Source organism: Gordonia phosphorivorans, assembly GCF_042432625.1.
Lineage (GTDB): Bacteria > Actinomycetota > Actinomycetes > Mycobacteriales > Mycobacteriaceae > Gordonia > Gordonia phosphorivorans.
In genome coordinates this window covers 158,841-180,348 of the sequence record NZ_JBHLWV010000027.1, presented here as the reverse complement: position 1 = coordinate 180,348, position 21,508 = coordinate 158,841, and the positions used below count along the sequence as shown (strand labels likewise).

The 21,508-nt window shown below is 68.6% G+C and carries 21 protein-coding genes; 10 read left to right on the top strand and 11 right to left on the bottom strand.

Going from position 1 to position 21,508, the window contains the following annotated elements:
• Nucleotides 1-94: 94 nt before the first annotated feature.
• Both ACFFJD_RS15180 and ACFFJD_RS15175 read right to left on the bottom strand, forming a co-directional pair.
• The gene (locus ACFFJD_RS15180; RefSeq protein ID WP_382365641.1) at nucleotides 95-787 is read right to left on the bottom strand and encodes a fasciclin domain-containing protein; all 693 of its coding nucleotides are present in this window, start codon (nucleotides 785-787) and stop codon (nucleotides 95-97) included.
• 144 nt (nucleotides 788-931) lie between these two features.
• The gene (locus ACFFJD_RS15175; RefSeq protein ID WP_382365639.1) at nucleotides 932-1,882 is read right to left on the bottom strand and encodes an SDR family NAD(P)-dependent oxidoreductase; all 951 of its coding nucleotides are present in this window, start codon (nucleotides 1,880-1,882) and stop codon (nucleotides 932-934) included.
• 190 nt (nucleotides 1,883-2,072) lie between these two features.
• Between ACFFJD_RS15175 and ACFFJD_RS15170 the strand changes: the two genes are divergently transcribed.
• The 4 genes from ACFFJD_RS15170 to ACFFJD_RS15155 all read left to right on the top strand — a co-directional run bounded on the left by ACFFJD_RS15170 (nucleotide 2,073) and on the right by ACFFJD_RS15155 (nucleotide 6,798).
• The gene (locus ACFFJD_RS15170) at nucleotides 2,073-3,659 is read left to right on the top strand and encodes a Rieske 2Fe-2S domain-containing protein (RefSeq protein WP_382365636.1); all 1,587 of its coding nucleotides are present in this window, start codon (nucleotides 2,073-2,075) and stop codon (nucleotides 3,657-3,659) included.
• Nucleotides 3,660-4,874, top strand: a complete 1,215-nt coding sequence (locus tag ACFFJD_RS15165; protein ID WP_382365634.1) for a CaiB/BaiF CoA transferase family protein — start codon at nucleotides 3,660-3,662, stop codon at nucleotides 4,872-4,874. It begins immediately after the preceding gene.
• A 214-nt stretch (nucleotides 4,875-5,088) separates the two neighbouring features.
• On the top strand, nucleotides 5,089-5,766 hold the full coding sequence (locus ACFFJD_RS15160; RefSeq protein ID WP_382365632.1) for an MspA family porin: 678 nt from the start codon (nucleotides 5,089-5,091) through the stop codon (nucleotides 5,764-5,766).
• Nucleotides 5,767-5,877: 111 nt separating this feature from the next.
• On the top strand, nucleotides 5,878-6,798 hold the full coding sequence (locus tag ACFFJD_RS15155; protein WP_382365630.1) for a hypothetical protein: 921 nt from the start codon (nucleotides 5,878-5,880) through the stop codon (nucleotides 6,796-6,798).
• Nucleotides 6,799-7,195: 397 nt separating this feature from the next.
• On the opposite strand, the gene istB is transcribed toward ACFFJD_RS15155, so the two are convergent.
• Nucleotides 7,196-7,996: an IS21-like element helper ATPase IstB gene (istB, locus tag ACFFJD_RS15150; protein ID WP_382365628.1), complete on the bottom strand. Its 801-nt coding sequence runs from the start codon at nucleotides 7,994-7,996 to the stop codon at nucleotides 7,196-7,198.
• A complete protein-coding gene (gene istA / locus ACFFJD_RS15145; RefSeq protein WP_382365626.1) occupies nucleotides 7,993-9,204 on the bottom strand; it encodes an IS21 family transposase in 1,212 nt (403 codons plus the stop codon). The genes istB and istA overlap by 4 nt, the downstream gene beginning before the upstream one ends.
• A gap of 419 nt (nucleotides 9,205-9,623) precedes the next feature.
• Here istA and ACFFJD_RS15140 point away from each other — a divergent pair, with 419 nt between their 5' ends.
• Entirely contained in the window at nucleotides 9,624-10,106 is a 483-nt protein-coding gene (locus tag ACFFJD_RS15140) for a hypothetical protein (protein ID WP_382365624.1), read from the top strand.
• Between the two features lie 21 nt (nucleotides 10,107-10,127).
• On the opposite strand, the gene ACFFJD_RS15135 is transcribed toward ACFFJD_RS15140, so the two are convergent.
• The 4 genes from ACFFJD_RS15135 to ACFFJD_RS15120 all read right to left on the bottom strand — a co-directional run bounded on the left by ACFFJD_RS15135 (nucleotide 10,128) and on the right by ACFFJD_RS15120 (nucleotide 13,344).
• A complete protein-coding gene (locus ACFFJD_RS15135) occupies nucleotides 10,128-10,763 on the bottom strand; it encodes an AMIN-like domain-containing (lipo)protein (RefSeq protein WP_382365622.1) in 636 nt (211 codons plus the stop codon).
• 77 nt (nucleotides 10,764-10,840) lie between these two features.
• Nucleotides 10,841-11,695: an MBL fold metallo-hydrolase gene (locus ACFFJD_RS15130; protein ID WP_382365620.1), complete on the bottom strand. Its 855-nt coding sequence runs from the start codon at nucleotides 11,693-11,695 to the stop codon at nucleotides 10,841-10,843.
• Between the two features lie 56 nt (nucleotides 11,696-11,751).
• Nucleotides 11,752-12,555 carry a CPBP family intramembrane glutamic endopeptidase gene (locus ACFFJD_RS15125; RefSeq protein ID WP_382365618.1) on the bottom strand — a complete coding sequence of 268 codons (804 nt, stop codon included), beginning with the start codon at nucleotides 12,553-12,555 and terminating at the stop codon, nucleotides 11,752-11,754.
• A gap of 36 nt (nucleotides 12,556-12,591) precedes the next feature.
• Nucleotides 12,592-13,344: a DUF2470 domain-containing protein gene (locus tag ACFFJD_RS15120; RefSeq protein ID WP_382365616.1), complete on the bottom strand. Its 753-nt coding sequence runs from the start codon at nucleotides 13,342-13,344 to the stop codon at nucleotides 12,592-12,594.
• A gap of 126 nt (nucleotides 13,345-13,470) precedes the next feature.
• Between ACFFJD_RS15120 and pheA the strand changes: the two genes are divergently transcribed.
• The 3 genes from pheA (at nucleotide 13,471) to ACFFJD_RS15105 (ending at nucleotide 16,130) form a co-directional block, all read left to right on the top strand.
• Entirely contained in the window at nucleotides 13,471-14,403 is a 933-nt protein-coding gene (pheA, locus tag ACFFJD_RS15115; RefSeq protein WP_382365614.1) for a prephenate dehydratase, read from the top strand.
• A gap of 1 nt (nucleotide 14,404) precedes the next feature.
• Nucleotides 14,405-15,046: a histidine phosphatase family protein gene (locus tag ACFFJD_RS15110; RefSeq protein ID WP_382365612.1), complete on the top strand. Its 642-nt coding sequence runs from the start codon at nucleotides 14,405-14,407 to the stop codon at nucleotides 15,044-15,046.
• Between the two features lie 154 nt (nucleotides 15,047-15,200).
• Entirely contained in the window at nucleotides 15,201-16,130 is a 930-nt protein-coding gene (locus tag ACFFJD_RS15105; RefSeq protein WP_382365610.1) for a hypothetical protein, read from the top strand.
• A gap of 108 nt (nucleotides 16,131-16,238) precedes the next feature.
• Here ACFFJD_RS15105 and ACFFJD_RS15100 read toward each other — a convergent pair whose 3' ends face one another.
• Together ACFFJD_RS15100 and ACFFJD_RS15095 are read right to left on the bottom strand one after the other, a co-directional pair.
• Nucleotides 16,239-16,586: a metallopeptidase family protein gene (locus ACFFJD_RS15100; protein WP_345312624.1), complete on the bottom strand. Its 348-nt coding sequence runs from the start codon at nucleotides 16,584-16,586 to the stop codon at nucleotides 16,239-16,241.
• 2 nt (nucleotides 16,587-16,588) lie between these two features.
• Nucleotides 16,589-17,704, bottom strand: coding sequence for a septum formation family protein (locus tag ACFFJD_RS15095; protein WP_382365608.1), 1,116 nt, complete (start codon nucleotides 17,702-17,704; stop codon nucleotides 16,589-16,591).
• A gap of 56 nt (nucleotides 17,705-17,760) precedes the next feature.
• Here ACFFJD_RS15095 and serS point away from each other — a divergent pair, with 56 nt between their 5' ends.
• Nucleotides 17,761-19,017 carry a serine--tRNA ligase gene (gene serS / locus ACFFJD_RS15090; RefSeq protein ID WP_382365606.1) on the top strand — a complete coding sequence of 419 codons (1,257 nt, stop codon included), beginning with the start codon at nucleotides 17,761-17,763 and terminating at the stop codon, nucleotides 19,015-19,017.
• Nucleotides 19,018-19,078: 61 nt separating this feature from the next.
• The gene (locus ACFFJD_RS15085; RefSeq protein WP_382365604.1) at nucleotides 19,079-20,533 is read left to right on the top strand and encodes an LCP family glycopolymer transferase; all 1,455 of its coding nucleotides are present in this window, start codon (nucleotides 19,079-19,081) and stop codon (nucleotides 20,531-20,533) included.
• Here the strand turns inward: ACFFJD_RS15085 and ACFFJD_RS15080 are convergent.
• A complete protein-coding gene (locus ACFFJD_RS15080; protein WP_382365602.1) occupies nucleotides 20,520-21,488 on the bottom strand; it encodes a DUF5926 family protein in 969 nt (322 codons plus the stop codon). The genes ACFFJD_RS15085 and ACFFJD_RS15080 overlap by 14 nt on opposite strands.
• Between the last annotated feature and the right edge of the window lie 20 nt (nucleotides 21,489-21,508).

Sequence of the window (21,508 nt, the reverse complement as noted above, 5' to 3'; positions counted from 1 at the left end):
CGTTGTCGGTGTCCGTGCGATGCTCGTCGACGACGGTGCACGACGCGAGGGTCGGGCACCGTCGTCGACGAGCGCTTGATCGAGGTCGGGGCGGTCAGTTCTGATCGGCCGGCGGCATCAGGACCTGGTCGATCAAGTAGACGGTGGCGTTGGCCGTCTTCACACCGCCGCAGATGACGCCCGCACCGTTCACCTTGGTGTCGTCGCCGCTGCCGGTCACGGTGAGCATGCTGCCCTCCACCGTCTTGTGCTCACCGGTCACCTTGTCCGGGCCGGCCTGGCCGGGAACCACGTGGTAGGTCAGCAGCGCGGTGAGGCCCTCGGTGTCGGTCTTGAGAGCGTCCAGGGTGCTGGCGGGAACCTGCGCGAAGGCCGAGTCCACCGGAGCGAAGACGGTGAACTCGCCGCTGTTGAGCGTGTCGACGAGGTTGACGTCGGGGTTGAGCTTGCCGGAGACGGCCGCGGCGAGCGTGGTCAGCATGGGGTTGTTCGCGACGGCGACACCGAGCTTCTCGGTGGCCATCTGGTCGAGCGAGCCGGGCCCGGTGGGCACCTGCGCGGCGTAGTCGGCGCAGCCGGCGCCGATCAGCCCGGCCGGGGCGGTGGAGCCGTCGGCCGAGGTCATGTCGGTCATCATCCCGGTGGACATGGTGGTGCTCGGCGAGCTGGTGGTCGAGTCGTCGCTGGAGCAAGCGGTCATCGCCACGGCGACGGCGAGCGAACAGCCCACCACGGCGATCTTGGTCAGGGCTCCGGTCTTGGCGGTGGTCGTCGTACGAGTACCCATGGTTCGAACTCCCTTGTGAGTGGCGCCGGCGAGGTGTCGGCTCCGTCAGCAGTGACATGGGTCATTCGGACCGGAGGGACAAGCGGATGGGTGCGGATCGAAGTTTTTTCGTCGGCCGCCGTGCCGCGCAGCTCGTGCGAGAGCTCAGCGGTACTCGTCGTCGACGATCCGGGCGATCCGCTCGCCCACCGCTCGACGCTCGGCCTCGCTGAACCGCGTGCGCCGCAGGTAGTGCTCGGGGCGCCGGCGGCGGTCGTGCCAGAAACCGCCGGTCGGCGGCGCGGGCTCGGTGCCCAGCAGCCAGACGGCGGTGTCGGCGCCCTCGGCGGGGCCGCGCAGCAGCGGTCCGGCGAGGGTGGCGAACCGCGGGAGGGATCCGCTGACACCGGGGGTGTCCACCCAGCCCGGATGCATGCCGGCGACCATCACCCCGGCCGCTGCCCAGCGGTCGGCCAGCAGCGGCACCAGCGCCGTCTGGATCCGTTTGGAGCGGGCGTAGGCGCGCGCACCCCGGTACTGCCCGTCCCGGTAGTCGAGGTCGTCGACGGGCAGCGGCGCGGTGTACATGCCGCCCGACGACATGAAGACCACGCGCGCATCCGGGCTGCGCCGCAGCGCGGGCAGCAGCAGTTCGGTCAGCGCGATCGGACCCAGGACGTGCGTGGCCAACGACAGTTCGTGGCCGTCGGCGGAGTCGGTGCGCTCGGGCGGCATGACGCCGGCGTTGTGCACCAGCGCGTCCACGTCGCGGCGGTCCAGGCGGGCGGCCAGGTCGCGCACCTGCTCGGCGTCGGAGACGTCGCCGAGCTCCACACTCACCCGCGCATCCGGGAACCGCTCGACGAGCCCGGCGGCCACCCGCTGCGCGCGCTCACCGTCTCGGCCCACGACGATCACGTGCGCGCCGAGCGCGGCCACGCCCTCGGCGATGGCCGCCCCGATCCCCGAGGTGGCGCCGGTGACCGCTACGGTGCGCCCGGCGAGCGCGCCAGGGCGGGGATCGTCGTCGGAGCGGCCGGCCGCGCGCAGCGCGTAGCCGAGTCGCGAATAGCCCGCGATCACGGAGCGATCGAGCAGGGTGTCCCACACGTGCATTCGGTGTCCATTTCCCTCGAGGTCGCCGGTCCCCTCCATCCTTACCGTCGAGCGGCCGACACGGCCACCGCGGATGCGGGCGGAATCACAGGTCCGTCCGCGACCCGTGGACCTTGGTCCCGGGCGCGGCGTCGCCGGGCCCGGATAGGCTGAGGACACAGCCTTGCACTACCCGAAAGGTCTTCCCACCGTGCAGATCACCAGCATCGGCCACGCCGGTTTCCACATCGAGACCGCCGCCGGCTCCATCCTCTGCGACCCGTGGGTCAACCCCGCCTACTTCGCCTCGTGGATTCCGTTCCCGGACAACACCGAGCTGGACTGGAAAGCCCTCGGCGACTGCGACTACCTCTACGTCTCGCATCTGCACCGCGATCACTACGACGAGCGCAACCTGATCGAGAACGTCAACAAGGACGCGACCGTCCTGCTGCCGGACTACCCGGTGCCGGATCTGCAGCGCGATCTCGAGCGCCTCGGCTTCCACAAGTTCGTCGAGACCACCGACTCGGTCAAGCACAAGGTCAGCGGCCCCAAGGGCGATCTGGACATCATGATCATCGCGCTGCGCGCACCCGCCGACGGCCCGATCGGCGACTCCGGCATCCTCATCGACGACGGCGAGACCGTCGTGTTCAACATGAACGACGCCCGGCCGGTGGACCTGGACGTGGTGAAGGACGAGTTCGGCCATGTCGACGTGCATCTGCTGCAGTACTCGGGCGCCATCTGGTACCCGATGGTCTACGACATCCCGCGCAAGTCGAAGGCCAACTTCGCCAAGCAGAAGCGCCAGCGCGGCATGGACCGGGCCCGCAGCTACATCGAGCAGGTCGGCGCCACCTGGGTGGTCCCGTCGGCCGGTCCGCCGATGTTCCTCGACGACGACCTGTTCGTGCTCAACGACTTCAACACCGGCAGCGAATCCGACCAGGCCAGCATCTTTCCCGACCAGGCCGAGTTCCTGGAGCAGATGGTCACCCACGGCACCGACGACGGCGAGCGCCATCGCGGCCTGATGATGGTGTCCGGTTCGGCGGCGCAGTTCCGCGGTTCCGACCTGCTGGAGGTGGACCACCCGTACCCGCCCGAGCAGGTCTTCGGCGAACACAAGGCCGACTACCTGGAGAAGATGAAGGCCAAGTTCGCGCCGATCATCGCCGCCGAGAAGGCCACCTGGGCCGGCCCGGACGGCGAGCCGCTGCTGCCGCAGCTGCAGGCCCTGTTCGAGCCGATCATGGCGCAGTCGGACCTGATCTGCGACGGCATCGGCTACCCGGTGGGCTTGGAGATCGGCGACGAGACGTTCGTCCTGGACTTCCCGCAGCGCACCGTGCGCATGCGCGAAGAGGGCGACGGCAAGTACCGCTACGGCTTCCGGATCGCGCCGGAGTTGGTGCGCACGGTGCTGCGCGACGACGAGCCGGACTGGGTCAACACGATCTTCCTGTCCACGCGCTTCACCACCTGGCGTATCGGCGGCTACAACGAGTTCCTCTACACCTTCTTCAAGTGCCTCACCGATGAGCGCATCGCCTACGCCGACGGCTGGTTCGCCGAGGCCCACGACGACGATGCCTCGGTCGACCTGGACGGCTGGACCATTCAGCGTCGCTGCCCGCACCTGAAGGCCGATCTGAGCAAGTTCGGCGTGATCGAGGGCAACAAGCTGACCTGCAACCTGCACGGCTGGCAGTGGGATCTGGAGTCGGGCCGCTGCCTCACCTCCAAGGGCCACGAGCTCCGCGCCGAGCGCACCGCCGCGGCCGAGGGCTGAGTGACGCCGCCGCTGGAGGGCTTCACCGTGGTGTCGGTGGAGCAGGCGGTGGCCGCCCCGCTCGCCACCCGGCAGCTGGCCGATCTCGGCGCGCGGGTGATCAAGGTGGAACGTCCCGACGGCGGCGATCTGGCCCGCGGCTACGACGACTTCGTCGCGGGCACCGGTGCCCACTTCGTGTGGCTCAACCGCGGTAAGGAGTCCGTCGCCGTCGACCTGAAGTCGGACGACGGCCGGGCGCTGGTGCGCCGGTTGATCGACGACGCCGACGTCTTCGTCCAGAATCTGGCCCCCGGCGCCGCCGCACGCCTCGGCCTGGGCGCGGCCGCGTTGCGGGCCGCCCGCCCCGCGCTGATCACGGTGGATCTGTCCGGGTACGGGGACGGCGGACCGTACGCGCAGCGCAAGGCCTACGACATGCTGGTGCAGGCCGAGGCCGGCCTCATCTCGATCACCGGCACCCCGGAGTCGGCCGTCAAGACCGGTATCCCCACCGCCGACATCGCGTCCGGAATGTATTGCGCCCAAGCGGTTTTGGCCGCACTACTGCGCCGGGAGCGCACGGGCGAGGGCGCACAGATCGAGGTGTCGATGCTCGAAGCGACACTCGAGTGGATGGGCTACCCGATGTACAGCCGGATGCACACCGGCGCCGAACCGCCGCGGATGGGCGTCGGGCACGTCTCCATCGCGCCGTACGACTCCTACCCCACCTCCGACGGCGAGATCCTCATCGGCGTGCAGAGCGACAATGGCTGGCGCGCACTGATGGCCGACGTCCTCGGCCGACCGGAGCTGGTCGACGACCCGCGCTTCGTCACCAACATCGACCGGGTCGGCCATCGCGCGGCCTGCGATGCGGCCGTCGCCGAGCTCACCGTCGGGTGGACCGCGGCCGAGCTCAGCGCGCGCCTGGCCGAGGCGGGTGTCCCCGCGGCGGTGATCAAGGACGTCGGCACCGCCGTCGATCATCCGCAGCTGCGCGCCCGGGACCGCTGGCGCACCGTGGCCACCGAACACGCCCGCGTCGAGGCCCTGCTGCCGCCGGCGACGTTCGCCGATCACGAGGCGTCGATGGGCGCGGTGCCGGCGCTGGGCGCGCACACCCGCACCGTACTGGCCGACGCGGGCTACTCCGCCGAGCGCCTCGACGCCTTGGCGGCCGCCGGCGTCATCGCCGGCGACGCCGTGAACGTACCGGCGGCCTGCCCCTGAACTAGGGAGACGCACCGCAGCTGCGCAAGATACGCACCGAACCGTTTCCCCAGTTCACGCCTTGGGAAAATTCCGGACCGGAAACTGATTCCTTCCTTCTACCTGCATGTTTATAGATTCCCCTCCCACGAAGAGGCATCACATGTCCTACCGTTACCGCGGGCTCATAGTCGGGGGCTCACCACCGTAGAAACACCACACAATCGGAGTGATGATGAGACACCGTTCAACCCTGCTGCTCGCCCTGCTCGGCGCGCTGGCGATCACCACACTGCTAGCCGGCAGTCCCGCTGACGCCAAGACATACAAGACCCGCGAAGGACTGACGATCGCGCTGACCGCCAACCAGCAGTCAGTCCGGGCGGTCCCACCGCTGGACTCCTCACCCCTGTCCGGACAGGCCTTACTGTCCTCGAACGTGCACGCGGCGATCGGGAACATCGACGGCAAGACCGTACGCGCCACCGTCGAGGTCGGCTACAAGATCGGCTACCCCGTCTCAGTCGCACCCAACGGCGTGAAGGTCACCGCTCACACTCCCGAACTGAAGCTGTCCGGCGGCCTCAACGCGAAAATCGCGCCCGAGGTCACGATCTCCGGCAGTGGTGGTGGCGGCAAGCTCGGTGAAGCAGGCGGCGAACTCGGAGCCGAAGCCACCGTGATCCCCTCCGCGGACCTCGAATTCGAGGTCGGCGCCGGTAAGATCACCACCATCACCCTCGCCGAGATCGCGTTGACCAAGCCCGTCGCCGACATCGTCCTGTCCGGCGTCGAACTCAACGTCACCAACGCCCTCGGCCCCATCTCAGTGCAGCCGTTCGCCAAGATCAGCGTCACCACCGACACCGGTGTCTACGTCTACTACGACCACGGCCCCACCAGCCGGATCTAAGTACTCCGTGATCATGAATCAGAATCAGACACTCAATCGTTACATTCAGACGCGCGGGATCGTTACATTCAGACGCGCGGGACACTCGCGGCCGGTCTGGTTGCATCGACGGTGATCGCTACTGCGATCCTGCTGGTCGTGTCGCTGGCTCCAGCAACAGCCGAGACCCCAGCTGAACGCTGCAAGCGTGAAACCGCCGCCTACAACAACGCGTGGAAAAACACCTGGGCACAGGCAAACCCCGGCAAGAGCCCAAGCGATGCCCCTAAGCCGCCCGTCCCGTACAAATGCGGGGGCGGAAATGAGGACCCGCCCACCTTGTCGCCGTCGACACCCGAGGACAAGCCCGACAAGACAGTAGAGCCAACGAAGGCGGCACCAGATAGCGACGACTCGGGAGAAGCGCCGAGCATGAACGCGCCCACACAACGGCGAGAGCTCGAACATCCGGACCAGGGGCAACCGACAGTACAGCAGGGAAACCCCCAGCCACAGAACTTGCTAGACCGCGCTAAAATGCTGGTGGAAGATATTGTTAGGGCGGCCAATCCTCGAGCGAAGTACCTGTCGTACACCAAGGCAGACCAAAAGCTCGCTGATAACTACGTCACACCCACTCGCGGAAATCCGTTGATTCAGATCAAGAACATCGGTCGGAAGAACGCTGAAGAATATTGCACTCGCAAGGGGATGACACTGGAGCGCAAGGCTCTAGCCGGCAACACGCTGTACACCTGGTGGCAGGAGGTTGAGATCTGCGGTATGCCGGGTGTCACGATGACATCGATCAAGATTCTGCACCGCGGAGGCGAGACCAAGACTCCAACCTGGAGCTACACCGGAATGGCCTTCGACCCGATCGCTCGCGTCGGCTACGACCGCTACCACGGATACACCCTTTCTGCTGAAAAGTTCGACCAGAAAATTGTCTGGAATGGTCTTGGTGCGGGAGAACGTACGGAGTGCTTCGGTGGAACCGCAACGATTGCGGGAGACTTCGACGCGAACGACTCATGCCAGATTGGAGGCTAGATCGCGTGCAGCCGGAGATCTCACCTCGGCGAAAGCTAATCGAGGTCGTCCTTGCGGTCATTACGCTAGCTGTCGCGTTGACAGGGTCGATCGTTGCGATACCAATCCAGCTCGCCTTGACCGCAGTGGGTGTATCTCTGTTGCGCACAAACGGACGCTGGGACCTTCGCAGCAGACACCGGAAGGTGTGTCTCTGTCTCTACGCCGTAGCCTTCATCGCGGCGATCGTTCTCCAGCTCGTTCTAAACCCATGGGGGGGTGTAGAGCAGACACCGTGGGAGGACACCGGCTGGTACCCGCAGAGCTGATTCTGGGAGATTAGTTCAAGCTAACCGCAAGACGGTGTCGGCGGCGGTCGAAACCTGGACGGTTTCGGCGGTCCAAAAGTGAACAGTTTCTAGTCTAGGTTTTCTAGTTCGGCTTTGATGCTGGGCAGTGTTTCCAGGCCTCGGTCGCGGAGGCGGTAGGACGCGCCTTTGAGAGCGATGACGTCGGCGTGGTGGACGATGCGGTCGATCATCGCGGCGGCGACGAACTGGTCGCCGAACACGGTGCCCCAGGAACTGAAGGGCAGGTTGCTGGTGAGGATGAGTGAGGCGTGTTCGTAGCGTGATGAGACCAGTTGGAAGAACAGGTTCGCGGCGTCTTGTTCGAAGGGCAGGTACCCGACTTCGTCGACGATGATCAACCCGTATCGGCGCAGACGCGTCAGCTCGGTGGCGAGCCGGCCACGGTCGTGTGCTTCGCTGAGTCGGGCTACCCATTCGGTGGCGGTGGCGAACAGGACGCGGTGTCCTTGGTGGCAGGCGGCTACCCCGAGTGCGGTGGCGAGATGTGTTTTGCCGGTGCCCGGTGGCCCGAGGAGGACGACGTTGCGGTGTTCGGTCAGGTAGGCCCCGGAGGCCAGGGCCTGGATCGGGCCACGTGCTGTGGGCTGGTGGTCGAAGTCGAAGTCATCGAGTGTTTTGGCTGCGGGCATGCCGGCGGCGCGGATCCGTAGTCGGGCGCCCGAGGCGTCGCGGGCGGCGACTTCACGTTCGAGGACCGCCGCCAGATAGGTTTCGTGGGTCCAGCCCGAATCGCGGGCGTGGTCGGCTAGGCGGGCGGCCGACTCGGTGATCCGCGGGGCTTTGAGTACTGCGGCAAGGTGGATGATTTGTTTGATCGTCGCGGCATTATCGGAGACTGGTGGGGTCATGGCTGGTACTCCTTGCGGTCCAGACCGAAGGCCCGGTCGTAGTCGGCCAGATCACGCACCATCGTCTCGGCCTCGGGTCGGGTCACGGGTTGTTGAAACGCGGTGCGCAGGGTGCCGGCGATCGCCACGTGTTCGGGATCGGCGACGACCATGTGCCGGGCCCATCGCCGCTGGTGGACCGCGATCAGACGGCCGCCGTGGCGGACTTTGACGGTCTCCAGATCCGCCGAGACGTCCACACGGGCACCGATCGCGCGCGGGTCGACGGAGTAGTCGTTGGTGTCCACGCGTACGTAGTAGTCCCGGCCCAGCCGGATCTGGTTGTGCCAGCCGACATGCAGGACCGCCGGCGGCAACGCCAGCATCGCCGCCTTATCGTCGGCCAGCAGATCAACCGGCCGCGCCTTGAGGGTGCGCACCACCCGCTGGTTCGCGGAGGCGAGCCACTCGGTGAACTGGGCGTTGAAATCGGCCGGGGAGGTGAATGTACGGCCCGGCATGAACGAGGTCTCGAAGAACCCGTTACGGCGCTCGACAATCCCTTTGGATTCGGGGTCACGAGGGCACAGCAACACGAACTTGGTCGCCAGCGACCCAGCGAACACCGCCGCAGCCTCAGTCGGTTTTCCTCGTCCGATCCCGGGCTCGTTATCCCAGATCAGGCGGCGCGGTACCCGACCGAGTTGGCGCAACAGCTCCCACGACCCCAACAGCAGATCGGTGCTCGTGCGGGTGGGAATCATCCGGCCGTACATGTGCCGTGAGAACGCCGGAACCATCACCAGCACCGGCAGCAACGATCGCGAACCGTCTTCGAGAATCATCTTGCACGGCGGGAACCACAGATCGCATTGCGCCGCATCACCGGCAGACCACGACAACCGATCAGCCGGATCGATCCGAGCACCCTCGGTCCGCACCCGCTTGACGTTGTCCCGGAACCAGCGGATCGACCCAGTCCAGCCCACCCGCTCAGCCAGCACCGTCGCCGGCATACCCGGCGTCTCGGCCAGCAACTCACGCACCCGCGCCTCGAACGGCGTGAACGACGTCGGCCCGGCCGATCTCCGATACCTCGGCGGTTCATGCGACCCGACAGCCTTGATCACCGTCGTCCTGCTGATCTCCAACTGCTCGGCGATCCGCTTGTGCGGCACACCATCAGCGGCCAGCCTGCGGATCAACGCCCAATCCTCCAAAGTGATCACCCTCCAATCGTCAGCAGAGTGTTCACTTTTCGAGCGCCGTTAGTGTTCAGTTTTCAAGCGCCGTCGACAGACGGAAACCCGGATCGGGTCTAACTGCCACCACTATCGGGAGGAAGTAACGCAGCTGACGGCAGAGATCGAAACTGACTTTAACGATCAGGCGGGAGCATGCTCGTACGATGCAAACAGCCACCCGTGCACGCTCTCTCACGAAACTCAGCGCGGAGTGACGGTCGGATTCACCGGCGGTCTGAGCAATGAGTTTGTCAAGGCCGAACTCTCGGCCACTTCCAGTGACACGGTCACTGCAAAGGTAGTGCGCAGAGCGCCAAGGAAGGCAGGGGAGTTCATTGCGTAACCATCGTACGCGAGGCGTAGTAGCCGCATTGTCTTCCGCGATCCTTATGATTTCAGTTCTGATGGGCTGCTCGACCGAGGAGGGCCTTCAGCCCGATCCAAGTAGACCCTCGCTGCCTCCAGCGCAGGATGAACGAGGTGATATCGACCCCATCGATCTTGTGGGTATCGATGCCAACGAACTCAACAGTAAGTTGTTCGCCCCCAGTCAGCTAGAAACCTCATTCGGTGACGGGAACCTGCGCGACTTAGGGAACGGCGTGCTGGTCGCTACAGAAGGATTGAACTTTTCTCGACGTGTGAATCCCGATCGAGGCGATGAGTTCTCCAGCTACACGGGTGACTTCAAGATCCTAACTGCCTGTTCGCGGTTCGATGAGGACGATGAGGGCTACTACCTTTATGTGGGGTTCTTGCCTCCAGAGTTAGCAACCGATGAAGTGATTGCCCGAGGTAAGGCAGGGGAGTTTAACGACATCCTCCAGGAGCGGACGGGGTGTGAAGCCTGGGGGCCAACGATCCCCGTATCTAGGGCCGCCCGATAGATGGTGACTGACCGCGGCCGGTCACCGGGCGATGTCGATGACCAGTCGGGTCGGTCCGCTCAGGGCGCTCACCTGCACGGCGGGCCGATCGGCGTCGACCCCGATGAAGGCCAGCTGCTGGCCCTCGAAGACTCCCGCGAGATTCACCTGCGTCACGTTGCCAACGCCGGGCACCGGGTTCGGTCCGCTGTAGGCGGGCACACCGGTGTCGCCGGGGTATCCGACACCGGTGATCGTCACCGCGACGATGCTGGCACCCGGCACCGCCACCGGGTTGCCGCTGCCGTCCTGCCGCGGATCAGTGGTGAAGTCGATCCGCCACCCCGGGGTGCCGACGCCGCCGAACTCGAACACCACGCGGTCGAAACCGTCGTGCCGACCCACGCGCACATCGGTCACCGTCAGGCGCGCACCCGAGGAGGCATCGCGGCTGACCGGCAACTGCCCGGTGAGGGGCGCGGGGCTCGTCGGTCCTTGCGTGTCCGGGGCGGTGGGCGAGGCGGGCGACGCCGCCGTCGCCGACTCGGTGACCGTGACGCTCACGGTCGACGGTGCGCTCGTCGCCGACGGTGCGGCGGCGTCGTCGCTGCAGCCGGACAGCACCAGCGCGGCCGCCGCCGCGATCGAGAACCATGCCCCTGCGTGTCGGATCGTCATGTCGCCATTGTCCCGCGCGGCAGGCGTTCGGCCTGGTGAAAAGCGTGACTGTGACCGTATTGCTGCGCGGTCGGGTGTCAGCGCGCGATCTCGTCGGCGCGCTGTGCGCCGCCGGTGAACTCCGCCAAGTACTGACCCACGATGACTTCTTCGACGGCGTCGGCGTACCAGGGGCGTCGTCCGTCGAGGCGATAGATCACGCCGCGGCCCACCAGTCGATCGGCGGGCACGCCCTGCGCCAGCAGATCGCGGATCCGAGCGCCGCGCTCCTCGACGGCCGCGGTGTGCCGCCGCAGGTCGGCGAGGTACTCGGCGCGCTCGGTGTACGGGCCCTTGTGGTGGTAGGTGGTGTACACTGCGGCCTCGATCTCGGCGCAGCGCGCCAGGCTGGAGCGCACGTCAGACAGCCGCGATTCCAGATCCGCGTGCAGCGGACCGAACGACGACAGGTCGACGTCGGCCAGGAAGAACACCCCGTCCGGTTCCACGAAGAAGCCGCAGTGTCCGCCGGTGTGGCCGGGCAGGTGCACCACTCGGATGCGGACGCCGCCGCCCACGTCGATCACCTCGTCGTCGTGCAGCGCGGTGGCATCCGGGCGGGCGGACCAGCGGAACTGGCGCCGCAGTTCCTCGCCGATCTCCTCCGGCGGGGAGTCCATGTACCGGCAGAACTCGTCCCACGACGTGACCGCGGGCAGATCCCGGGCATGGATGCGCAGCGGTGCCGCGGTCTCGCCGAGGCCGACGACGTGGTCCTCGTGGTAGTGACTGAGCAGCACCAGGTCGGTGCTCGTGGCGGGCGCCTCCAGCGACGAATCGATCTGGACCACGGTGTCGCCGCCGCGGACCCGAATCGGATTCCCGTACGGGTACGCGCCGCCGTTGCTGCCGCGCAGCAGCGATACGTGCGCGCTGAGCCGAACTTCTTCCATTCCGCGACCATACCCATGCGCGCCGGACGGGCCCGGGCGCTCGGCAGCGGCGACCGTCAGCCGGTCAGCCAGGTCAGGTGCGGCGCCAGCAGCGCGTAGCCGACGAAGGCCACCACGTCGATCGTCGCGTGCGCGATGATCAGCGGCCACAGTCGTGCGGTGGCCTGATACCACCGGCCGAAGATCACGCCCATCACCACGTTGCCCAGGCCGCCGCCCCAGCCCTGGTAGAGGTGGTAGCCGCCGCGCAGCAGCGCCGAAGCGGCCAGCGCCACGTTCTGCCGCACGCCGAGCTGGCGGAGTCGGACCAGGAAGTAGGCCACCACGATCACCTCTTCGGCCACGGCGTTGCCGATCGCGAGGAGGACCAGCGTGAGGTACTGCCACCACGGCCCGCCGGTGTCGCTGGGCACCAGCGCGGCGTTGAGGCCGAGCAGCCGGGCCACCGCGACGAGACCGAGGCCGGGCAGGCCGATCAGTGCGGCCAGCGCCAGGCCGGGCGGGACGTCCCGGCGTGCGGGCCGCCTCACGCCCACCAACGGCAACCGAATCCCGCTGCGCCACAACAGGTAGACGCCGAGGCCACCGATGGCGAGCAGCTTCGTCGCCCGCATCAGCTGGGCGATGAGGTCGAGAACGCCGACCTGCGCCTGCTCCGGATTGAGGGCCACGGTGGTCTGCCCGATGCCGCCGCTGAGCTCGGCGTCGATCAGCGCGAGCAGCGCGCCCAGGGCGGAGAAGCCGAACGTCAGGATCCCGACGATCACCAACTCCCAGATCAGGGCGCGCCGCTCGGCGGGGTCGGACACCACCGGCACGTCCGGTTCCGGTGCCCGCACCACCCGTGCCCACAGATTCACGCCGTCAGCCTAAACGGCGCGGCGGCCGGGCGACGGTCAGTGGCCGCCCACCAGCTGGTGCAGGGCGGCCGAGAGATCGCCGACACCGGTGCACGGCCGCTCGAACGACAGCCGGACGTCGTCGTCGGACGACGGCGTCTCCACGCGGAAGGTGATGCCGAAGCGGTCCAGCCCCAGGGGCCGCACGCGGCCCCGCCGCAGATGCTCGGGGAACTGGTCCGCCAGGCGGGTCACCAGGTCGGGATGATCGGCATCCAGGTGCGCCAGCCATTGGCTCTCGTACTCCCAGAACAGGTCCGGCTGAGCGGTCGAGAGCGCCACCGCTTCCACCGCCGCGGCGCCGGTGGCGGTGGCGATCACCGCATTGTCCACGGCCAGTCGCAGCAGGCTGTGGGTGTGGCCCACGTCCAGGAGCCGGGCGTCGGGGTGGTCGCCGGCGATCTCGATGGCCAGCTCCCGCTCCAGTTGCGTCGGCACTCCGTGCACCGTGCCGGACAGCCACACCAGCGAACGCACCCGCTCGCGCAGGCTGATCGGCGCGCAGTCGGCCAGCTCCAGCATCGCCGGCACCCCCGCGCCGCCGAAGCCCGACGTCGCGGGCAGGTCCGAGTCGACGGAGTTGCTCGGGACCAGGAGAAAGGCCTCGGCCTCGAAGAGGTGCACCATGGCGACCGCCATCGGCGCGCACCCGTCGACCGACAGTGTGCCCTCGTGCGCACGACGGCAGGCCGACTGAATGCGCTCGGCATCGCACGGGGCGGACACTGCGGTGGATTCGGCTCCGGTCATGGGACCTTCCCTTCGTCTTGGAGTGATTCGTCTTAGGTTGACCTAACTAAGTGTGACCTAACCTAAAGCCCGCGCGTCCCGCCGTCAACAGCAATCGCCCCACGCGCCACCGACTACCCTGTGAGTGTGTCCGCCTTCGCATACTTCGGCCCGGCCGGAACCTTCACCGAGATGGCGCTGAACCGACTGCTCCAGCGCGGCGTGGTCGACGGCACCGAATCGGCGCGCACGGTGGCCGCCGACTCCCCCGCCGCGGCGATCGCGATGGTGCGCAGCGGCGCCGTCGACTACGCCTGCGTACCGATCGAGAGCTCCCTGGAAGGCTCGGTGCCCGCGACGATGGACGCGCTGGTGTCGCCGCCCGGCGAGCACCGCGTCCAGGCCTACGCCGAAGTGACGCTCGACGTGGCCTTCACCCTCGCTGCGCGCGAATCACTCGACGCCGATCAGGTGCGCACCCTGGCCGCCTACCCGGTGGCCGCCGCGCAGGTCCGCGAGCAGGTGGCCGAGCGCTTCCCCCACGCCACCTTCGTCCCGGCCTCGTCCAATGCCGGTGCGGCCCAAGATGTTTCACAAGGTCTGGCGGACGCGGCCGTCACCACGCAGATCGCCGCCGACCTACACGGCCTGGTGTCACTGGCCCGCGACGTCGCCGATTCGCCCGACGCACACACGCGCTTCCTCCTCGTCGGCCGACCCGGCCCGCCGCCCGCGCGCACCGGCGCCGACCGCACGTCGGTGATCCTCGACCTCACCAATGAACCGGGTTCGCTGGTCACCGCGATGACCGAATTCGCTTCTCGCGGTGTCGATCTGACCCGCATCGAGTCGCGCCCGCGCCGCCGGGGCGGCTCCGGCCAGTACCGCTTCTTCCTCGACGCCGCGGGGCACCTGGACGATGCCGCGGTCGGCGAAGCGCTGCGCGCGCTGCACCGCGGCGCCGAGCGCGTCGTCTACCTGGGCTCCTGGCCCGTCGACCGCAACGGCGATGCCACGCCGCCCACCGATCATGCGGAGAGCCTGCGCTGGTTCGCGGCTCTCGAACAAGGAGGAGACTGACATGGCCCGCCTGTTCCTGGTCCGCCACGGCGAGACCACGGCCAATGTGCTGCAGCAGCTCGACACTGCCCTGCCGGGTGCTCACCTCACCGATTTCGGTGCCCGCCAAGGCATTCGGTTCGGGTTGGACAACCCGCTGGCCGCGCCGGCGGTGCTGCTGAGTTCGGTGGCGAACCGCGCGCAGCAGACGGCGGAGCTGATCGCCTCCGCGTGGGACACCGACACCGCCGCCATCGACGACGTCCACGAAGTCCAGGTGGGCGACCTCGAGGGCCGCAGCGACCGCGAGGCCCACGAGAAGTTCCGGGACGTGGTGCACGCGTGGCACCACGGCGACCTGGACGTGCGGCTCCCCGGCGGCGAGTCGCTGGAGATGCTCCGCGACCGGTACGTCCCGGTGATCGACCGCCTCGCCGCGGAAAACCTCACCGTCGAGACGCCGCGCGATGTGTACGTGGTCTCGCACGGCGCGGCGATCCGCCTGGTGGCCGCCCACCTGGCCGGCGTCGACCCGGAGTTCGCCATGCGCAACCATCTGCGCAACACCGACTCGGTGGAGCTGGAGCTGACCCCGGACGGCTGGCAGCTGCTCCGCTGGGGCGCCCTCACCGACTTCACCCCCGACGAGAACCCCCTCGGCTGACCCCGCACCATCGGTTTCCGTTCACACCCGCGCTTTCAGTTCACACCCCTGATTTCGGGTCTACCCGTCGTTCTGGATCAACGGGTAGACCCGAAACCGGGGGCGTGAGGCGCGGCGAGGGAACCGACGACGGGGGTCACCGCGTCTAAGTGCCATGGACCTTCCCGTCGACCGCTTCGGCATCGTGCGGCGCACCGCGGTGCTGCGCCACGGCCACACCGATGATCTGCTCAAAGCCCGGACCAGGGCCGGGGACCTGATCCACCTCGGCCACGGCGCCTACGCCCCGGCCGGTCGCCTGCCCGACGACCCGCAGCGCGACGACGCCGTCTACCGCCTGCGCTGCATCGCCTTCGCCACCGCCGGTCGCGGCGCTGCCCCGGTGCTGTCGCACCAATCCGCGGCGGCCGTTCACGGGCTGCCGCTGCTCAAGCCCGAGCACACCCGCGTCCACCTGCTCAGCGGGCAGGCCGGCCGCGGGGATCGGTGCCATCAGCGCCACATCCACCCGGGCGTGGCGACCGCCGCGATCGTCGTCGACGCCGTTCGGGTCACCACGCTGGAGCGGACGACGATCGACGTCGCCTGCGCCGCCGAGTTCGCGCAGGCCCTGACCGCGCTGGACGGGGCGCTGCGCCTGGGAGCGACGCTGGACAGCCTCCGCGCGGAGCTCGCCGCCCGGCGTCGACGCGGCGCGGCGATGGCTCGGCGAGCACTCGAGTACGCCGACGCGGGCGCGGAGTCGGTCGGGGAATCGTGGAGCCGCGCGCAGTTCATCCTGGCCGACCTACCGCCCGCGCAGTTGCAGGTGCCCTACCGGTGCCGGACGCGCACCGCGCGCACCGACTTCTCGTGGGGCGGACGTCTCGTCGGCGAGTTCGACGGACTGGTCAAATACGGCCGCACCTACGCACGCCCCGGCCAGACGCCGGCCGACATCGTCGGCGAGGAGAAGCGCCGCGAGGACGAACTGCGTGCCCTCGGGGTGATGGTGGTCCGCTGGGTCTGGGCCGACCTGGAGCGCAACCGGGTGGTGCCGGAGGTGCTGCGCTGGCTCCACCACTTCCACCTCGTCGGCGAGTGACGCTCCGTCGATCTGGGTTCGCACCGTCGGTTTCGGGAGACACCGTCGTTCTAGAACGACGGGTAGACCCGAAACCGGGGGCGTGAACGGAAACTGATGGTGCGGGGGTCAGCCCCAGCCGTGGGCGTCGAGCCAGTCGTCGTCGATACCGAAGTGGTGCCCGATCTCGTGCAGCACCGTGATCGCCACCTGCTGACGCACCTCGTCGGAGGTGTGGCAGATCGACAGGATGATGTCGCGGTAGATCGCGATGGTGTCCGGCATGCCGTTGTAGTCGTGGGTACGACGGGTCAGCGCCACCCCGGTGTACAGACCCAGCAGGTTGCGGTTCTCCGGATTGAACGGCTCGATCAGGATCACCACGTTGTCCATGGCGCGCATGAGCTCCTCCGGGAGGAGATCCAAAGCCTCCCCGACGAGAATCTCGAACTTCTCGTCGGACATCTTGACTGCCAACGTCACCCTCCTGAGGGAGCTTGCATTTCCCGATCGCTCGGGGCGTATCCCGGCGGCAACGGCACCGGGGTGGGCAGGGCCCGGCCGGGCGGGCCCTGGGCCGGTGCGGTGGGCACCTTCCCGTTGATCAACACCTGTTCGCGCGCATCGCCGACCAGCTTGGCGAAGCCGCCGCGGTCGGGCAGTGCGACGTAGCAGACCACCCGGCGGCTGCCGCTGTGCCAACTGACCTCGGAGATCACCGACCACTGCACATTGAGGGTGGTCTTTGCGAAGTTCTTCTCGCCGCCGAAGAAGCGGTTGGTCTGGTTGGGGCAGATGGTCTGCAGGTATTCGTTCTGCGCGGCGACGGTCGGCCACGGCTTACCCGAGTCGCGGCCGCCGAAACGCTGCGACAGATCCACCACGCCGGTGGTCTGGAAGGCGTGCGGCTCGGAGCAGTCCACCGGCTGGGTGGTCGGCTTACGGGTCGCGTCGTCGAAGCCGATGCAGGTGCCGTCGGGCCAGGCGAACGACTGGTCGGCGTCGGCCGCGGTACCCGCGGTCTCCAGCTGGGTACCGCCCGGTCCCGGCTCCTCGATGCCGCAGCGCAGCACTCGGGCGCCGCGTTCCCACTGCGACTTGGACGGATACATCAAGCCCACCGCCAAGCGGCCCTGCGGATCCAGACCGCCGCTGCCGAGATACCGGTCGACGATCACACCGCACTGCTCGTCGCGGATGGTCACGAATCGCTCGGGTCCCGGCCAGGGCGCCGTGGCACCGAACTCGGCGCCGGGGAACTGCTCGGTGTCGACGGTGCCGGCCACCTCGAAACGGTGCGGCTCGCTGCAGGCCACCTTGCTCGGCGTCCCCGCCGTCTCGGTGGCCCACGTGAGGCAATCCCCCGGCTTCGAGCGCGTGAAGTCGGTCTCGGTGTACGAGTTGCCCTCGCCGATCACGGTGTCGCCGAGTCCACCCGGCTCGGAGAATCCGCCGCGCCACGCGAGCACGCCGCCGGCCACGGCCGCCCCGACCAGGACCGCCACCAACATCGCGACCAGCCGGGTGGCCGGCATCCGGCGGCGCGCGTTGTCGCCGCCGCCGGGCCTCTGGGTATCGACTTCGGGATCACTCATCGTGATCCATCATGCCTGGCGATGTCCGGCGCTGTGCTCCGAGTAGGGTTTGAGGCGTGATTGACCTGAAGATTGCGCGGGAGAACCCGGATCTGGTTCGTGACTCTCAGCGGGCACGCGGCGAGGATCCGGCACTCGTCGACCAGCTGCTCGACGCCGACGCCACGCGCCGCGGCGCGATCGTCGAAGCCGACGGCCTCCGCTCCGAGCAGAAGGGTCTGGGCAAACTGGTCGGCAAGGCCCAGGGCGAGGAGAAGACCGCCCTGCTCGAACGCGGCAAGCAGCTCGGCGCCCTGGTGAAGGCCGCCGTCGCCAAGCAGTCCGAGGCCGAGCAGACCTTCAACCAACTGCACCGCGCCATCTCCAACATCATCGCGCCGGAGACCCCGCCCGGCGGCGAGGACGACTACCGGGTGCTCGAGCACGTGGGCACGCCCACCGAGATCGCCGAGCCCAAGGACCACCTCGAGCTGAGCGAGTCCCTCGGGCTGATCGACATGGCCCGCGGCGCCAAGGTGTCCGGCTCCCGCTTCTACTTCCTCACCGGCCCGGGCGCCATGCTGCAGCTCGGCCTGCTGAACATGGCCGCCGCCAAGGCCACCGCCGCCGGCTTCACCATGATGATCCCGCCGGTCCTGGTGCGGCCCGAGGTGATGGACGGCACCGGCTTCCTGGGCGCGCACGCCGACGAGGTGTACCGCCTGGAGCAGGACGACATGTACCTGGTCGGCACGTCCGAGGTGCCGCTGGCCGGCTACCACTCCGACGAGATCCTGGATCTGTCCGACGGTCCGAAGCGCTACGCCGGCTGGTCCACCTGCTTCCGCCGCGAGGCCGGCTCGTACGGCAAGGACACGCGCGGCATCATCCGCGTGCACCAGTTCGACAAGGTCGAGGGCTTCGTTTACTGCAAGCCCGAGGACGCCGCCGCCGAGCATCAGCGCCTGCTCGACTTCGAGAAGTCGATGCTGGCCGCCGTCGACGTGCCGTACCGGGTGATCGACGTCGCCGCCGGTGACCTGGGCAGCTCGGCCTCCCGCAAGTTCGACTGCGAGGCCTGGGTGCCCACCCAGAACACCTACCGCGAGCTGACGTCGACCTCCAACTGCACCACCTTCCAGGCGCGTCGACTGGCCACCCGCTACCGCGACGAGAACGGCAAGCCGCAGACCGCCGCCACCCTCAACGGGACGCTGGCCACCACGCGCTGGCTGGTGGCGATCCTGGAGAACCACCAGCAGCCGGACGGCTCGGTGCGGATCCCCGAGGAACTGGCCCGGTTCACCGGTTTCGAGGTCCTCGAACCCCGCTGATCCCGACCGGCCGACGGGCAGGACACCCGGCGCATCGTGATGCGCCGGTATTCTGGCCAGGATGAATCAGCCTCCGCAACCGCCGTATCGGCGGGTGCCCGGCGGATCGGGCCGTCCGCCGGAGGCCGTTCCCCCCGGTTCCCGACCGCCTGCACCGCCCGTCCCGGCGCCGAACCGGGCCGGGCCGCCGCCCATGCCGCCGCGCCGTCCCCAACCCGGAGCACCGCAACCCGGGGCGAGGCCGCCGGGCCCACCGCGCCGACCGGCTCCGCAGGACCCCCGCACCACGCTGACGCCGGGCCCGCCGCCGCGACCGGCTCCGCAGGCCTGGTCCCGCGAGCCGGCCGGGCGGCCCGCGTCCCCTGCTGCCCCGATACACACACCACCCCCGGGGAACCCGCCGCAGGCGGCCGCTCCGGAACCCCGCCGCTACGCGCCGCGTCAGGAACCCGAGCCGATCCCGGCCGCCGAGCCGGCCGCCCAGCGCCGGACCCGACCGGACGCCGGATCGCGCCGGGGTGGCCCGCCCGAGGGCGCGAACCGCCCGCCGACGGCGCCCGCCGCCCCCAAGCGCACCCGCAAACGCCATCCGCTGCGCTGGTTCCTGGTGTTGCTGCTGATCCTGGTCCTGCTACCGGTGGGTCTGCTGTTCTACTACGACGCGAAGCTGCATCGCGTCGACGCCCTCGCCGGCTACTCCGGACGCCCGGCCGGTTCGCCGGGCACCACGTGGCTGATCGTCGGCACCGATTCGCGTGCGGACCTGAGCCAGGACCAGAAGGACAAGCTCGCCACCGGCGACAGCGACGGCGCGCGCACGGACACCATCATGCTGGCCCATCTGCCGCCGAGCGGGTCCGCGATGCTGATCTCGATTCCGCGGGACCTGTACGTGCCGATCCCGGGCATGGGCAGCCACAAGATCAACGCCGCCTTCAACGAGGGCGGCCCGCAGTTGCTGGTGCGCACGGTGGAAGACCTGTCCGGCCTGCGCATCGACCACTACGCGGAGATCGGCTTCGGCGGTTTCGATCGCCTGGTCGACGCGGTGGGCGGCGTCGAGATGTGCCTGGATCAGCCGTTGCGCGACCCCAAGGCGGGCCTGCGGTTGAAGTCCGGCTGCCAGCGACTCGACGGCGCGCAGGCCCTCGGCCTGGTGCGCACGCGCGCCTTCCCGAACGCCGACCTCGAACGGGTGGTGAACCAGCGCAAGTTCCTCACCGCGCTGATGCATCGCGCCTTGAGTCCGAGCGTGCTGCTCAACCCGTTCCAGCTGGTGCCGTTCCTCAACGGCGCGGTCGACGCGTTGACCGTCGCCGAGGGCGATCACCTGTGGCATCTGGCCTGGCTGGCGTACAAGCTCAACGGCGACACGGTGACCACCACCGTCCCGACCGGCGGTTCCACCTACACCGATGACGGCGACTCACTGGCCACCGACCAGTCGACGGCCGACTTCTTCGACTACCTGCGCCGCGGCAAGCCGGTGCCCGCAGAGCTGCTCAGCGCAACGTGACCTGACGCCCCAGGATGCCGGCCCGCGAGCTGCGTTCGGCCGCGGTCAGATCCGAGTCGTCGGCCAGAGCCTCGGCGAACCACTCGTCGAGCTGCTCGAGGCCGTCGTACCACTCCTCGTGATGCATGTCGTTGTCCAGATCGAAGACCGGCACCACCAGGCCGTGCGTACGGAAGGAGCCGGCGAACCGCGAGCCCTCGCCCATCGTGAGGTGCCCGGCCGCGTGCAAGCGGGCCATCGCCTTCATCAGGGTGTCCTCGTCCTCGGGCCGCACCCAGCGCAGGTGCGCGCGGTCGCCCGCGTCCACCCACCACGGCGCCCCGACACCGCTCTTGGGGGTCAGTCGCGCCGTCGGCATGATCGTCGATTCGGCCCGCTCCAGCATGGCCCGAATCTGCGGCGTCACGTCGACGTCGTCGGCGAACCACCAGGAGAAGTCCTTGTAGACCACCACGTCCAGCGGCTTCGTCGGGTCGACGATGTCGGCCAGGCCCGGTGCGGAATCCGAGCCGACGCGATATTCGCTGCCCGGCTCGGCGCGGGCCGCCCAGTGCAGGGCCGCGGCCACCGAGGCCGCCAGATCCGTCGGCTCCGGATCGGTCTGCAGGGCCACCAGGCCCTGCGTCACCTTGCCGTCGACCCCGGCCGCGGCACCGCGCTCACCCCAGGCGGCGGCATCCCGCGAGCGCACCAGTGCGGCGCCCGCACCGGGCAGGATGGTCGCGAAGTCCAGTTCGTTGGGTGCCTGGAAGCCGTCGGCGAACGAGATCTGGGCCGTCGCCGACGCCACGAAGGCACGCAGCGCCACCAGATCGCACTCGGCCGCCGGGAGCGCCTGGAACGGCCGGACCGGGGGCGCCAACGAGGCCGCCTGCCGGGCCTTCCGGGCCGCTACCCGCTCGGCCCGATTGCTGCCCGGGCGGGGGCCACTGTTGCGCTTGCTCTTCTTCGCCATGCCATCAGCCTCTCATTGCC

Bases quoted from the DNA above. Each gene is read 5' to 3' on its own strand.
- ACFFJD_RS15180 (WP_382365641.1), bottom strand. From the start codon at position 787: ATGGGTACTCGTACGACGACCACCGCCAAGACCGGAGCCCTGACCAAG.
- ACFFJD_RS15175 (WP_382365639.1), bottom strand. From the start codon at position 1,882: ATGCACGTGTGGGACACCCTGCTCGATCGCTCCGTGATCGCGGGCTAT.
- ACFFJD_RS15160 (WP_382365632.1), top strand. From the start codon at position 5,089: ATGAGACACCGTTCAACCCTGCTGCTCGCCCTGCTCGGCGCGCTGGCG.
- istB (WP_382365628.1), bottom strand. From the start codon at position 7,996: ATGACCCCACCAGTCTCCGATAATGCCGCGACGATCAAACAAATCATC.
- ACFFJD_RS15140 (WP_382365624.1), top strand. From the start codon at position 9,624: ATGGGCTGCTCGACCGAGGAGGGCCTTCAGCCCGATCCAAGTAGACCC.
- ACFFJD_RS15135 (WP_382365622.1), bottom strand. From the start codon at position 10,763: ATGACGATCCGACACGCAGGGGCATGGTTCTCGATCGCGGCGGCGGCC.
- ACFFJD_RS15130 (WP_382365620.1), bottom strand. From the start codon at position 11,695: ATGGAAGAAGTTCGGCTCAGCGCGCACGTATCGCTGCTGCGCGGCAGC.
- ACFFJD_RS15120 (WP_382365616.1), bottom strand. From the start codon at position 13,344: ATGACCGGAGCCGAATCCACCGCAGTGTCCGCCCCGTGCGATGCCGAG.
- ACFFJD_RS15110 (WP_382365612.1), top strand. From the start codon at position 14,405: ATGGCCCGCCTGTTCCTGGTCCGCCACGGCGAGACCACGGCCAATGTG.
- ACFFJD_RS15105 (WP_382365610.1), top strand. From the start codon at position 15,201: ATGGACCTTCCCGTCGACCGCTTCGGCATCGTGCGGCGCACCGCGGTG.
- ACFFJD_RS15095 (WP_382365608.1), bottom strand. From the start codon at position 17,704: ATGAGTGATCCCGAAGTCGATACCCAGAGGCCCGGCGGCGGCGACAAC.
- ACFFJD_RS15085 (WP_382365604.1), top strand. From the start codon at position 19,079: ATGAATCAGCCTCCGCAACCGCCGTATCGGCGGGTGCCCGGCGGATCG.
- ACFFJD_RS15080 (WP_382365602.1), bottom strand. From the start codon at position 21,488: ATGGCGAAGAAGAGCAAGCGCAACAGTGGCCCCCGCCCGGGCAGCAAT.